The 13,917-nt window shown below is 69.2% G+C and carries 12 protein-coding genes; 9 read left to right on the top strand and 3 right to left on the bottom strand.

Annotation, left to right across the window (positions count from 1 at the left end; genetic code table 11):
• Window positions 1–30 precede the first annotated feature (30 nt).
• Complete coding sequence (locus tag IEY55_RS15325) at window positions 31–486, top strand: DUF2867 domain-containing protein (protein ID WP_189058418.1); 456 nt, start codon at window positions 31–33, stop codon at window positions 484–486.
• Between the two features lie 249 nt (window positions 487–735).
• Here IEY55_RS15325 and IEY55_RS15320 read toward each other — a convergent pair whose 3' ends face one another.
• From IEY55_RS15320 to pdhA, 3 genes are read right to left on the bottom strand one after another with little or no spacing between them, the layout of a single operon-like run.
• Entirely contained in the window at window positions 736–2,235 is a 1,500-nt protein-coding gene (locus IEY55_RS15320) for a dihydrolipoamide acetyltransferase family protein (RefSeq protein ID WP_189058350.1), read from the bottom strand.
• A 15-nt stretch (window positions 2,236–2,250) separates the two neighbouring features.
• Window positions 2,251–3,273 carry an alpha-ketoacid dehydrogenase subunit beta gene (locus IEY55_RS15315; protein ID WP_189058348.1) on the bottom strand — a complete coding sequence of 341 codons (1,023 nt, stop codon included), beginning with the start codon at window positions 3,271–3,273 and terminating at the stop codon, window positions 2,251–2,253.
• On the bottom strand, window positions 3,273–4,511 hold the full coding sequence (gene pdhA / locus IEY55_RS15310; RefSeq protein ID WP_189058346.1) for a pyruvate dehydrogenase (acetyl-transferring) E1 component subunit alpha: 1,239 nt from the start codon (window positions 4,509–4,511) through the stop codon (window positions 3,273–3,275). The genes IEY55_RS15315 and pdhA overlap by 1 nt, the downstream gene beginning before the upstream one ends.
• Window positions 4,512–4,790: 279 nt before the next feature.
• Here pdhA and IEY55_RS15305 point away from each other — a divergent pair, with 279 nt between their 5' ends.
• The 8 genes from IEY55_RS15305 (at window position 4,791) to IEY55_RS15270 (ending at window position 13,586) form a co-directional block, all read left to right on the top strand.
• Entirely contained in the window at window positions 4,791–5,801 is a 1,011-nt protein-coding gene (locus IEY55_RS15305) for an alpha/beta hydrolase (protein WP_189058344.1), read from the top strand.
• A gap of 126 nt (window positions 5,802–5,927) precedes the next feature.
• Entirely contained in the window at window positions 5,928–7,169 is a 1,242-nt protein-coding gene (locus IEY55_RS15300) for a sensor histidine kinase (protein WP_189058342.1), read from the top strand.
• Window positions 7,166–7,828 (top strand): response regulator, encoded by a 663-nt coding sequence (locus IEY55_RS15295; RefSeq protein ID WP_189058340.1) that lies wholly within the window; start codon window positions 7,166–7,168, stop codon window positions 7,826–7,828. Before IEY55_RS15300 ends, IEY55_RS15295 begins: the two co-directional genes overlap by 4 nt.
• Window positions 7,829–7,968: 140 nt before the next feature.
• The gene (locus tag IEY55_RS15290) at window positions 7,969–9,048 is read left to right on the top strand and encodes an alpha/beta hydrolase (RefSeq protein ID WP_189058338.1); all 1,080 of its coding nucleotides are present in this window, start codon (window positions 7,969–7,971) and stop codon (window positions 9,046–9,048) included.
• Window positions 9,048–10,211, top strand: coding sequence for an acyltransferase family protein (locus IEY55_RS15285; protein ID WP_189058336.1), 1,164 nt, complete (start codon window positions 9,048–9,050; stop codon window positions 10,209–10,211). The genes IEY55_RS15290 and IEY55_RS15285 overlap by 1 nt, the downstream gene beginning before the upstream one ends.
• A gap of 203 nt (window positions 10,212–10,414) precedes the next feature.
• Window positions 10,415–11,767, top strand: coding sequence for an extracellular solute-binding protein (locus IEY55_RS15280; protein ID WP_189058334.1), 1,353 nt, complete (start codon window positions 10,415–10,417; stop codon window positions 11,765–11,767).
• A 118-nt stretch (window positions 11,768–11,885) separates the two neighbouring features.
• The gene (locus tag IEY55_RS15275; protein WP_189058332.1) at window positions 11,886–12,761 is read left to right on the top strand and encodes a carbohydrate ABC transporter permease; all 876 of its coding nucleotides are present in this window, start codon (window positions 11,886–11,888) and stop codon (window positions 12,759–12,761) included.
• A gap of 3 nt (window positions 12,762–12,764) precedes the next feature.
• Window positions 12,765–13,586 (top strand): carbohydrate ABC transporter permease, encoded by an 822-nt coding sequence (locus IEY55_RS15270; protein WP_189058330.1) that lies wholly within the window; start codon window positions 12,765–12,767, stop codon window positions 13,584–13,586.
• Window positions 13,587–13,917 lie beyond the last annotated feature (331 nt).

The raw sequence follows: 13,917 nt of genomic DNA, 5'->3' as shown, positions 1-13,917 counted from the left end.
AGGTAGGCGCATCCGGTTCAGACCGCGGCTCTGGCCGATCTCGGGCGGTCGGACCATGTCGACGCCTTCTCGGTTGCCGTCCCGCCGGGTATGACCGCGCCGGAGCTGGCGCGCCGAGCGCTGGCGGCTACGCCCGGCTGGGTGCGTGCCCTGTTGCGGGTGCGCGATATCCTGGTCCGGCCGTTCGGTCTGCACACCGGGTCGCGGGCTCCGACACCCGAGGTCGAGATCGAGGTGGGCCGGGAGCTGGATGCCTTCATCGTGTTGTCGGTGTCCGACGGTGAGGTCCTGCTTGGGCGGGACGACAGGCACCTCAGGTTCCGTACTTCGTTCGCGATCCGGGAGGGCGGCCGGGGTCGCGAAGGCGTGTGCACGACCGTGGTTACCTACAACAACATCTGGGGACGCCTCTACCACAACGCGATCAAGCCGTTCCACGGCCTGATCATCCGCACTGTCCTTGCACGAGGAGCCTGCCTGCCGTGAGCGGGCTCCGGCAAGCCCGTCGCCGTGCCCTGTGGACAACTCGTTTCCCCTGTGGACAGCCGTTTTGGTCCGGTTGCGAAGATCGGTAGGCTGGAACTGGGTTTGCCCCCCTGGGAGGGCGGGTGGTGTCCGCGTTAGGTGCAGAGACGCCAAAACAGCACGGAGTCGCCGGGGGTGGCAACGCCGCGAAGCGCCTGCCACGGTGTTGCCCCGAAGCCGTGGCCCCGGGGCAACACCACAACAGTCAGCTTAGAAGGTCATGGCCATGGCCGGGTCGGAGAGCAGCGCACCGACGTCGGCGAGGAACTGCGAGCCCTGCTGTCCGTCGACCACCCGGTGGTCGAAGCTCAGCGAGAGCTGGCAGACCTTGCGCGGCACGACCTTTCCGTTGACCACCCACGGCATGTCGCGGATCGCGCCGAGCGCCAGGATCGCGGACTCGCCCGGGTTGAGGATCGGCGTGCCGGTGTCCACACCGAACACACCGACGTTGGTGATGGTGATCGTGCCGTTGAGCATGTCGGCCGGCGCGGTCCTGCCCTCCCTTGCGGTCGTGGTCAGCTCCTCCAGCGCCACCGCCAGCTCACGCAACGACATCCGGTCGGCGTCGCGCACCTTGGGCACGACCAGCCCACGCGGCGTGGCCGCGGCGATCCCGAGGTGCACGTACTCCTTGTAGACGATCTCGCCGTCCTGCTCGTCCCAGGTGGCGTTCACGTCCGGCGTCCGCCGGGCCGCCAGGCACACCGCCTTGGCGGCGAAGGCCAACGGCGTCACCTTCACGCCACGGAACTCCGGGTGCGTCCCGAGCCGCTCCCGCAACTGCATCATCGGCGTGACGTCGACCGTCAGGAACTCGGTGACGTGCGGCGCGGTGAACGCGCTCTCCACCATCGCCGCGGCGGTCGCCCGCCGCACACCCCGGATCGGCACCCGCCGCTCCCGGGTGGCCGGGTCGTAGGCCGGCGCCTCGACCCGCGGCACAACCTCCACAGTGGACGGTGCACCGGGCGCCGCCGCGCGTTCCACGTCCTCCCGCGTGATCAGGCCCTCCGGCCCGGAACCCGCCACCGTGCGCAGGTCCACACCGAGGTCCTTGGCGAGCTTGCGCACCGGCGGCTTCGCCAGTGGAACGAGCGCCGCCGGCTCATCCGGAGCGGTCACCTCCGGCCGCGCCGCCGCGGGCCGTTCCGGCACCGTCGGCTCGGCGACCCGCGCCGTAGGCCGCTCCGACTCCGGCACACCACCCTGCGAGGGCACCGCGGTGCCCTTGCGCGGCCGGCGCTTCGCCGTCGTCGAGCGCGGCCCATAACCCACGAGCGTCGCGATCCGGCCGTCCGCCCCTTCCTCACCGATCTTCCCGCCCTCGGCCCTGGCCGGCGCCGGGGCCCCGTTGGCGGTCCGGGCGGCATTGGCCGCGACCTGCCCCGAGGCACACCCGCCGGCGTCCTCCCGCGATGCCGGCGCGCCCGGTTCCGCGGCGGAATCCGCGGAAGTCCCGCTCGGGTCGAGGTCGATGGCGATGATCGGGTTCCCGACCTCCACCGCCTGCCCGACCTCGGCCAGCAGCTCCACCACCCGGCCCCGATAAGGACACGGCAGCTCGACCGCGGCCTTGGCGGTCTCGATCTCCACGATGATCTGGTTGACCTCGACGTCGTCCCCGGGCCGGACGTGCCAGTTGAGGATCTCCGCCTCGGTCAGCCCCTCACCCACGTCGGGCAGGGGAAAGTGCTTCACCTGCGGCATCTGCCCCGAACTCCCTCAGTAGGCCAGCGAACGGTCGACGGCGTGCAGCACCCGGTCCAGGTCCGGCAGGAAGTCCTCCTCCAGCTTGGACGGCGGGTACGGCGTGTCGAAGCCGGTCACCCGCAGCACCGGGGCCTCCAGCGAGTAGAAGCACTCCTGCTGCACCCGGGTGGCCACCTCGGCCGTCACCGACGACTCGCTCGGCGCCTCGCTGACCAGCACCAGCCGCCCGGTACGACGCACCGAGTCGAACACCGGTCCAAGGTCGAGCGGCGACAGCGTGCGCAGGTCGATGACCTCCAGGTCGATGCCGTCCTCCTCGGCCGCGGTCGCGGCGTCCAGGCAGGTCTTCACCGACGGGCCATAGCAGGCAACGGTAGCCGAGCCGCCCTGTCGCAGCACCCGCGAGGAGAACAGCGGGTCGGGGGTGATGCCCGGGTCGAGCTGTGCCTTCTCCCAGTAGCGGCGCTTGGGTTCGAAGAAGATCACCGGGTCGTCGCTGGCGATCGCCTGCTGCATCATCCAGTAGGCGTCGATCGGGTTGGAACAGGCGACGACCTTCAGTCCGGCGGTGTGCGCGAAGTAGGACTCCGGCGACTCCGAGTGGTGCTCGACGGCCCCGATCCCGCCACCGAACGGGATTCGCACCACCACGGGCATCTTCACCTTGCCCTGGCTGCGGAAGTGCAGCTTGGCGAGCTGGCTGACGATCTGGTCGAAGCCGGGGAAGACGAACCCGTCGAACTGGATCTCGCAGACGGGCCGGAAGCCCCGGATCGCCAGGCCGATCGCGGTGCCGATGATCCCGGACTCGGCCAGCGGGGTGTCCAGCACCCGCTGCTCACCGAAGTCCTTCTGCAGGCCGTCGGTCACCCGGAAGACACCGCCGAGCTTGCCCACGTCCTCACCCAGCACGAGGACCTTGGGGTCGGCCTCCATCGCGGCCCGCAGGCCCATGTTCAGGGCCTTGGCCATGGTCACGGTCTGCACCTTGGCGCCCTCGTTGGTCCTGGGCTTCTCCATCGTCGGCGCGGCCATCACCGCTCACCTCCCGCGTGGGCGTCGGCGAACCCGGAGAGGTAGTCCAGGAACTCGTCGCGCTCGCGCCGGACCACCGGGCTCTCCTCGGCGTAGACCCGCGAGAAGATCCGCTCCGGGTGCGGGTCGGGCATGTTCACGCAGAACTCGCGCAGGTGCGCGGCGAGCTCGTCGGCCTCGGCCTGCACCTGGTCGAAGAACTCCTGGTCGGCCCACTGCTGCTTGACCAGGTGCACGCGGACCCGCTCGATCGGGTCCTTCAGCTTCCACGCCTCCAGCTCGTCGGAGAGCCGGTAGCGGGTCGGGTCGTCGGAGGTGGTGTGGGCGTCCATCCGGTAGGTGAACGCCTCGATCAGCACCGGGCCGTTGCCGTGCCGGCACTCGTCCATCGCCCAACGCGTCACCGCCAGGCAGGCCAGCACGTCGTTGCCGTCCACCCGGATGCCGGGGAAGCCGTAGCCGCGGGCCCGCTCGTACAGCGGAACCCGGGTCTGCCGCTCCACCGGTTCGGAGATGGCCCACTGGTTGTTCTGGCAGTAGAAGACCAGCGGCGCGTCGTAGACGGCCGACCAGACCATGCCCTCGTGCACGTCGCCCTGGCTGGTGGCGCCGTCGCCGAAGAACACGATGGTGGCCTCGCCGTCGTCGTCGCCCACCTTTCCCTCGAACCGCTGACCCATGGCGTAGCCGGCGGCGTTCAGGCACTGGTTGCCGATGACGATGGTGTAGAGGTGGAACCGCGTGGCGATCGGGTCCCAGCTACCGTGGTCGGTGCCGCGGAAGATGCCCAGGATGTCGGTGGGCTGGATACCCTTGCACCACGCGACGCCGTGCTCGCGGTAGCTGGGGAACGCCATGTCGTTGGGGCGCATCGCGCGGCCGGCGCCGATCTGCGCGGCCTCCTGGCCCAGCAGCGGCACCCAGATACCCAGCTGGCCCTGGCGTTGCAGGGCGTTGCCCTCGCGGTCCGCGCGGCGCACCAGCACCATGTCGCGGTACAGCCCACGCAGTTCCTCGGGCGTGACCTCGATGTCGAAGGCGGGGTGCGACACCCGCTCGCCCTCCGGGCTCAACAGCTGGACCAGGTCGGCGCCACCCTCCGTGGTCGCACGCAAGCCGGCGATCACCTGCTCCCTCGTGGGCGTTCCTGCGGTTGCCGCAGTGGTTCCTGCAGCGCCGGTCGGCGACCGTTCAGCCGTCCGACCCACCGGTCGGGTCCATTGCTCCGGCGACGACATGCATGTCTCCTCGTCCTCTCGGCCGCCCCGGTCGCTTGTGGCCACCGACGCGACTGCGCCACCGGTCGCCGCCGCGCACCGGTCTGGCGCGGGCGACGGGCCGTCGGCGCTGACGGATCGCTCACTCGCCATCCTGGCACGAAATCACCCGCCTCCGTGAGCCCTGCCACATGTGGCCAGGACCACCCGTTCGAGTTAACCGGTCCAGGGACCGTGGGCCGTTGACCAAGTCCATCAATCAGACCAGGAGCACGGATGCACACGCGAGGCAGACCCCTCATGGGGCTGTTTGCGCTGGTCGTAGCGCTACTTGTGCCGCTGGGCGCGACACCGGCCGTGGCCGCGCCGCCCGCACCGCCGGCGGTTTCGGCCGAGCAGGCCCGGGTCGTCTCCGAACAGCGGGTGGACGACCGGACACTGCTGGTGACGGTCTGGTCGCCAGCAGTCCGCAAGGAAATGACAACGCAACTGCTCCTTCCGGACGGCTGGACGAAGGGCACCGGAAAGCAGTGGCCCACCCTGTGGCTGCTTCACGGATGCTGCGGGTGGGAGAACCGGTACGGAGCGTGGCCGGCCTTCACCGACGTGGAGGAAATTCCGGAGCTGCGCAACGTGCTCGTCGTGATGCCGGATGGCGGGGTCGACGGTCACTACAGCGACTGGTTGGCCGACTCGGACCAAGCGGTGACCGGAGCGCGACAGCGCTGGGAGAGCTACCACTTCACCGAGCTCCTCCCCCTTCTGCTGCAGGAATACGGGGTAGACCGCGACCGGCAGGCGATCGCCGGGCTGTCGATGGGCGGGTTCGGCGCGTTGAGCTACGCGGGCCGACACCCCGACCTGTTCCGTGCGGCCGCCTCCTACAGCGGGCTGGTGCACACCCTCATGCCCGAGGGCGACTTCACGCCGTACCGGAGCGGGTCGGAGTTCGTCCAGGCGATCCTGAAGGCCGCCAGCGACGACCCGAACGGCCTGTGGGGCGACCCCGTCGAGCAACGCGAGATCTGGGCCGCGCACAACCCGTACGACCTGGCCCCGGCCCTGAGCCAAATGCCGGTCTACGTCTCGGCGGGCAACGGACAGCCCGGCCCACTGGACAAGCCGGACAAGCAGTTCGACGGCGCCGAGCAGTTGATCCACGCGCAGTCGGCGGCGGTCGCGGAGCGGCTGAAAGAGCTGGGCGGCAACGTGACAACGTCGCTCAACCAGCCAGGGACCCACGACTGGCCCTACTGGGAGCGGGAACTGCACGACTCGCTTCCGATGCTTCTGAAAGCGATTCGGGACTGACACTGGTTCACCGGTTGTGAACGCTGTTGCGGTGCCCCGGGTGTCTCTCCACCCCCGGGGCACCGCCGCCGTTGCGGGGTGGCCCCGCTCAAAGCCGAATCAGCGCTGGTCACATACGCTCCCGGTGTGGAGGAGCGCTGGCGGTCGTGGGGACGGTGGGCTGTCCGGGAGCTTCCCCGGGGCCTGCTGGGTGCCGTCCTCACGGGGTCATCCGCGGGGCCGAGGTCACGGAGTTGGTGGGTTCGGGTCCTCGCGGTCATCCTCAGCGTTGCCGCCGGGTACTTCGTGGGTGTCGGCACCTTCTTCACCAGCTATGTGGAGCCCGTCTCCCTGCGCCTGACCCTGGCCGTGCTCAGCGCCGTGCCGATCGCGTTCACCTGGTGGTTCCCCCTCCTTGCCTGGCGCGTCCTGCTCATCCTGCTGGTGGTCACACCCCTGCTGCCGGTGAGCTGGGGCGTCACCGGGCCATGGTCGCCGTTCATGCTCGTCAGCGCCCTGGTCGTGCTGTACCTGGTGGCGCTTCGAACCGAGTTCGCCGTCTGGGTCTGGGCGTGGTTGCTGACCGTTGGTGCGTTCGCACTTGCCGCGGCGACGACCGCCGACGTCCTGCAGGCGGGCGCAATCGCGGCTGTCCTCATGCTGCTCGGGGACAGCGTGCGTCGACGCCGGCAGGCCGAGCGGGAGAAGCAGGAACAGGAGGAACGTCGCAGGGCTGAGGAGGCCGCACACGCGGTGCTCCAGGAACGCAGCAGGATCGCCCGCGAGCTGCACGATGTCGTGGCGCACCACATGTCCTTGCTGGCCGTGCAGGCCGACACCGCACAGTACCGGCTACCGGACCTACCCGAATCCGCACGGACCGAGTTCGGCACGATCGCGGCAGGAGCCAGGGACGCGCTCAACGAGATGCGTCGCCTGCTCGGCGTACTGCGTGGGGCCGACGAGTCGGCGCAACACACGCCACAGCCCGGTGTCGACCAGATCGACGCCGCGGTCGATCGCCTGCGCGCCACGGGTGTCGAGGTGACCAAGTCGGTGACCGGTGAAGCGATGCCGTTGCCCGCAAGCGTGGACCTCTCTGCCTATCGGATCGTGCAGGAGGCGTTGAGCAACGTCGCCCGGCACGCGCCGGGCGCCGATGCGCACGTCGAGCTCGGCTACGAACCGGACCAGCTCCGGATCGAGGTGCGCAACGGTCCGTCAACCGGAACCGCCCCGGCAGCCGAGCCCGAGAGCGAACGCGTGCGGCACGGCCTCGTCAACGTGCGGGAACGGGTCGGGGTGCTGGGCGGGGACATCACGGTCGGCCCGACACCCGAGGGTGGTTTCCTGCTGGCCGTCACGCTTCCGTTGAAGGGTTCCGCATGATCTCCGTTCTGATCGTCGACGACCAGATGATGGTCCGGGAGGGTTTCCGCGCGGCGTTGCACGCCCAGCCGGACATCCAGGTCGTCGGCGATGCCGGGAACGGCCTGGAAGCGCTCACCGCGGTTCGCGAGGCACGGCCGGACATCGTGCTGATGGACGTGCGGATGCCGGAGATGGACGGCCTCGAAGCCACTCGGCGGCTGCTCGACGTGCCACCCGGTGTGCACCGGCCCAGGGTGGTCATGCTGACCACCTTCGACCTGGACGACTACGTCTACGACGCGTTGCGCGCCGGCGCGAGCGGCTTCCTGCTCAAGGACGCGCCCATGGCCGACCTCATCAATGCGGTTCGTGTGGTGGCTGCCGGCGATGCCCTGCTCGCGCCGTCGGTCACGCGGCGTCTTATCGGGGATTTCGCCAAGCAGCGCAGGAGCACGATGGACGACACGCGGTTGCGCGAGCTGACCTCACGCGAGGTCGACGTGCTCCGACTCGTCGCCCGTGGGCTGTCCAACGCCGAGATCGCCGAGACCCTGGTGATCGCCGAGCAGACGGTGAAGACCCACGTGGGTCGCATCCTCGGCAAGCTCAACCTGCGCGACCGTACCCAGGCCGTGGTCCTCGCGTACGAGAGCGGCCTGGTCGTGCCCGGCGAGTGATACCTGGGACCGACGTCCCGTCGCCGCATACCCCCACGGGGGTAGCGAGAAGCGCCGCAGAGTGACGAATTCCACCCAATTGAATACCTAGCGTCACCGCTGCCCGGATGGGACCGGGTTTGAGCAGGGAGGCGCCGGGAATGGGTGGGATCACCAAGCCGGTACGGATGCTTGCCGCCATGGGCGCCGCGATGGCGCTCATGCTGGTGGCCCCGCCGCAGGAGGCGGCGGTCGCGCACGAGCCGGCAGGCATCGCGGCGTGGCGGGCCGACTCGGTGCACGGGCGTCCCCTGCCGGATCCAGCCACTACCTCGCCGTCCCAGGTGGCGACGTTCTTCGCCGGCCTCTCGCCGGACGAGCGCGCCGGGCTCGTCGACCGGCACCCGCGGGTGGTGGGGAACCTTGACGGCGCGCCCCTCGATCTGCGATACGCCGCCAATCTGGGGGTGGCGACGAGCGCGATGAGTGTGGGGCGGCAGGTGCTCGCGTTCGATCCGCGAGGGGACGGCGAGGTGGTGGAGGTCCTCGGCGACCTGGCGACGGCGCGGCGGGTCGCCGTGATCGTGCCGGGCGTGGACAACACGCTGGCTCGTTTCGACAGGGGCCTCGGCGGGGTTCGGGACCGGGCGCCGGCGGTGCAGGCAAGGCACCTGTACCGGGAGATGATCGACGGGGAGAGGGGCTCGCGGGCGGGCGGGCAGCCGGTCGCGGTCATCGCCTGGCTCGGATATGACACGCCCGAAGGGTTCAGCCCGAGCATGGTGCGGAGTGAGCGCGCACTGGACGGTGCGAACCGGTTCGTCCGGTTCATGCGGGGGATCGAGGTCGTGAACCCCGAGGCCCGGGTGACCGTAATCGGTCATAGCTACGGGTCCGTTGTTGCCGGTTACGCGGCGTCGCGCCTGCCGTCGGACGTCACCGACATCGTGGCGATCGGCAGCCCCGGCATGGGTGTCGCCAACCGGGACGGTTTGCACACCTCGGCGCGGGTGTGGGCGGCGCGGGCCGACGGGGACTGGATGCGTTGGGTGCCGGGAGTCCAGGTGCTCGGGGTGGGGTTCGGGATGAAGCCCGACGACCCGTCGTTCGGGGCTCGTTCGTTCAGCACTGTCGGCGCCGACGGACACGACCGATACTTCGCGGAGGGCACCGAGGCCCTGCGGAACCTGGCCCGGGTCGGGCTGGGGGAGCCCGAGCTGGTGAGCGGGGAGTTGGTCTGATGGTTTCCCTCCGGACGCAATGGCGGACCGCCGCGGAGCGGGTGGACGCGGCCACCCCCGCCGACCGGGAACGGGTGGTGGACGGGCTCCGTGCCCTGGCCATCCTGGGCATCGTTGTCGGCCACTGGCTGGTCACGGCGGTGGCCATGGACGGCGGGATCTCCACCCCGCTGGCCGCGCTGCCGGAGGGAGCGCCGATCAGCTGGGTGCTTCAGACGCTCGGCGTGTTCTTCTTCGTCGGGGGCTGGGTCAACTCGCGCGGCGTGCTCTCGGCCGAGGAGCGCGGGACCTGGTACGGCGAGTGGTTGGCGGCACGACTACGGCGGCTGGCCCGGCCGGTGCTGGTGCTGGCCGTGGTGTGGGTGCCGGTGCTGCTCGTGCTCTCGGTGTTGGGAAGTGCGTGGCTGGGCGTCTTGAGCCCGTGGGTCGGCACGATCGTCTGGGTACTGGGCACGCCGCTGTGGTTCCTGGTCGTGTACGCGGTGCTGACGATGCTGACGCCGCTGGCGGTGGGCCTGGACCGGCGGTTTGGCGCCTGGTCGGCGCTGGGGCCGTTGGGCGTGGTGTTGTTTGCCGACCTCGTCCGGTTCGGCGTGGGTTGGGAGGGGCCCCAGCTGTTCGTGTTGAGCGTGCTGGGTGGGTGGTTCGTCGGGTACCAGCTTGGTGTCGCGCGTGGGCGAGGCGGGCTGGCGGGAACGCGGATCGCGCTGTGGCTGATCGGTGCCGGTGTCGTGGGGATGGCGGTGCTGATCCTGCTGTTCAACTACCCGGCGAGTGCGGTCGGCGTGACGGGGCTGGGGCGGTCGAACCTGAACCCGCCGTCGCTGATCGTGCCGGCACTGACGGCCGTGCAGGTGGGCTTGGTGGTGTTGCTGTGGAACCACCTCGCGCGGCTGTTGCGGAGGCCCGGCGCCTGGCTGGCGACTGTGGTGCTCAACCGGAACATCATGACGGTGTTCTTGTGGCACCAGGCGGCGATGATCGTGGTGACCGCGTTGCTGTTGCCGTTCGGACCTGTGCCCGGGCTGCACACCTCGCCCGACGACTGGGGGTGGGTGCTGGCCCGCCTGCCGTGGCTGGTGGTGTTCGCGGTGGTGCTTGCTGCGATGACAGTGGCGGTGGGGCGGTTTGAGCGTCCAGCCGAACAGCCTTCGCAGCGGTGAGGAGAATGGGCCAGCTCGAAGGGTCAACCGGGTGAGCGTCACTCGGGTGTCGTCCACATCGAGCACGAAACCCGAGATTTCCTCGAAGATCGGCCGGTAGCCCGACGCGTGCCCGTCACCCGGTACAGACCACTCGGTCGGTGCGTTGTCTGATCACCACCCCAGCCTTAGCGTCGGGTGATCCAGGTCACCTGGAGGCACCAATGACACTCAACAGGCTGGGCAGGGCGTTGGTCACCACGCTCCTCCTCACCTCGGCCCTGGCCGGCTGCGGGGGCGGCAGCGGCGACGACACCGACCGCATCCGGGTCGTCTACCAGCGCTACGGCACCGGCATCCAGCTCGACCAGCACCTCCAGCAGGTCAAGAAAACCTTCGAGCAGGACAACCCGGGCACCGAGATCGAGCTAGTCCCGGTCGTCGCGCCGGAGAACGAGTACCTCTCCAAAGTCCAGCTCATGCTGCGCTCGCCCCGTACCGCCCCCGACGTCCTCTACGAGGACAGCTACAACGTCAACGCCGACGTCGCCGCCGGGTACCTGCACCCCCTCGACGACCAACTCCACGGCTGGCCAGAGTGGAACCAGTTCGTCGAGACCACCAAGCAGGCCGGCCGGGCCGTCGACGGCCGCATCTATGGCGTCCCCATGGGCACCGACACCCGCGGCCTGTGGTTCAACAAGCGTCTGTTCACCGAGGCCGGCCTGCCCACCGACTGGCAACCGAAGACCTGGGCCGAGGTGCTCGACACCGCCCGCACCATCAAGGAGAAGCATCCCGACGTCATCGCGCTCGACGTGCCAGCCGGCAAGCCGGTAGGCGAGGCCGCGGCCATGCAAACCATGGAAATGCTGCTCTACGGCACGCCGACGGCAGATCTCTACAACGAGCAGTCCGAGCGATGGGTGGCACCCAGCGCCGGGTTCACCGACGCCCTGCGGTTCGTCCGCGAGGTCTTCCGGGAGGGGCTTGGCCCCACGCCGGCCCAGGTCGCGGACCCGCAATACAGCAAGTCCACCAAAGAAGAACTCACCCGCGACGGAAAGATCGCCATCCGCCTGGACGGCAGCTGGCTGCCCGGAAACTGGATCCCGGGTGGCATGGTGGAGTGGCCGGACTGGGTCGAGGTGATGGGCATGGCGCCCATGCCCACCCAGCACGGCCAGCCCCCCGGCAAGGTCAGCCTCTCCGGCGGCTGGGTGCTCTCCATCAGCGCCCACAGCCAGAACAAGCACGGCGCCTTCGCCTTCCTCACCAAGGCTCTCGACCGCGAAGGTTCACTGGCCTACGCCATCGCGGCCAGCCAGCTCCCGGTCCGCAGGGACGTGGCCGGCGACCCGAAACTCGCCGAGCGCAACCCGTCGACGGCCTTCTGGGCCGGGCTCCTCGACATCACCCGCTACCGGCCGACGCTGGTGGAGTACCCCAAGGTCTCCGAGGAGATCCAGGTGGCGATGGACCGGGTGGTCAACGGCGCGGACCCGGAGCAGGCGGGCCGCGAGTGGGCGGTCCGGGTCCGTCAGGTGGTCGGGCCGGACCGGGTCGAGGAGGGCTGAGGCAGAACGACCTGACACATCGACGACCTGGGACATCGAGAGCTGACGCACCGAGCGGGAGCCACGACATTGAGGAGGGCTGGGACAGGTACCGCGGAGAGAAGAAGGAGGTCCTGGGATGCGTCGCCGGCGGCCTGGTGTGTTCGCGTGGTTGCCCCCCATGGTGCCGACGTTCCTGCTCCTCGGCCTGTTCTTCATCGGTCCGATCCTTTGGGCCGCCTACACCGCCTTCACCAACGCCGCATTATCCGGTCCAGCGGCACGTGACCCGGAGTTCGTGGGGTGGGAGAACTTCCGGCGCGCGTTGCACGACCCGAACCTGGCGAACGCGGTCTGGCTCACCGTCCTCTTCACGTTCGGTTCCGCGGTTATCGGCCAGAACTGCCTCGGAATGCTGCTCGCGGTGCTGATGCAGCGCCGCAACCAGGTCATCCGTGCCATCGTGGGCATGCTCGTCGTGGCGGCGTGGGTGCTGCCGGAGATCGTTGCCGCGTTCGCGTTGTACGCGTTCCTCAGCGGCGACGGCACCCTGAACGCAGTCCTCACCACGCTCGGGATGGAGGGCCAGAACTGGCTCTTCACGGCACCGATGCTCGCCATCATCCTGGGCAATGTCTGGCGCGGCACGGCGTTCTCCATGCTCATCTACCAAGCCGCGTTGTCCGATGTGGACGTCGAGTTGCTCGAGGCGGCGCAGGTGGACGGCGCGGGCCCCCTCCGCCGTTTCTGGCACGTGGTCCTGCCGATCGTACGGCGGACCGTCATGACCAACCTGATGCTGATCACCCTGCAGACCATCGGTGTCTTCACCCTGATCTACGTGCTCACGTCCGGCGGCCCGGGCACGGCGAGCCAAACGCTACCGCTGTTGATGTACGACCGTGCCTTCGAGTTCGGCGAGATCGCCTACGGCACGGCGATCGCGTTCGTCCTCCTCGGCGTCGGCGCGTTGTTCTCCGCGATCTACGCCCGAGCACTCCGCGCGGAGGTGTAAGTGATGACCCGCCGTCGAGTCGCAGCGGCCCTGGCGAACCTCGTCCTGGCAGGTATCGCGTTGGTCTTCGCGGCTCCCCTGCTGTGGTTGCTCACGACGTCCGTCGATGCCGCGGCGGGCCTGCGGGTCCAGGTCCCGGACCTGACCGGCCAGCACTTCGCGTCGGTGCTGGCCTGGGAGTCGGGTGGGCGCGCACTGTGGAACGGCGTCCTGCTGTCCGGTGGCGCCGCGCTTGTGACCATGGTTGCCGCCACCTTCTGCGCGTACCCGCTCTCCCGCTACCAGCTCCGGTTCCGTCGCCCGTTCCTCTACACGGTCCTGTTCGCGACCGGGCTTCCGCTCACCGCCGTGATGGTTCCGGTCTACAGCCTGTTCGTGCGGTTCAACCTGATCGACTCGCGGCTGGCGGTGCTCGTCTTCCTGGCGGCCGCCTCGTTGCCCTTCGCCATCTGGATGACGAAGAACTTCATGGACGGCGTGCCGATCGAGCTGGAGGAGGCGGCCTGGGTGGACGGCGCCTCGCCGATGCGTGCCCTGGGCACGGTCGTGCTGCCGCTGATGCTGCCCGGTATGGCCGTGGTCGCGATCTTCACCTTCATCCTGGCCTGGGGCAACTTCTTCGTACCGTTCATCCTGCTGCTGGACCCCGCCAAGCAACCGGCCGCGGTGAACGTCCTGACCTACTTCGGCCAGGCCGGTCTGGTCACCTACGGCCAGCTGGCGGCGTACTCGATCGTCTACACGGTCCCGGTCGTGGGGCTGTACCTGGTGGTCTCGCGCGCCCTCGGCGGCGCGTTCTCGCTGACCGGCGCGGTGAAGGCGTAACCAGCGGCGTTATCACCAGGCGAGACGACACGAGATCGGTTTCGCACCGTCGCGGTCAGGTCCAGCCATGACTCACCGTTCCCGGCTCGGGCGACCCGATGGCGCCCCGACCGGCGAGGGCGTGCGACGGGAACACCGGACGAATAGCCAGGTTATGTAACTATATGTATCCATTCCCCGGCTGTTATGCCTCATTGAAATGACCTGATTACTCGAATATCGGTCATCTCCGGGGAAAACTCCGCCGGACATCACCCATCGTGTCGACGCCCTGCCCCCAGAAGGGGCAATTCTCCTTGCGCTGGGCGTCGACCCCTGCACACCAGGAGGA

The organism is Longimycelium tulufanense, assembly GCF_014645795.1.
Classification (GTDB): domain Bacteria; phylum Actinomycetota; class Actinomycetes; order Mycobacteriales; family Pseudonocardiaceae; genus Longimycelium; species Longimycelium tulufanense.
This window is presented reverse-complemented; position numbering and strand designations above follow the sequence as displayed.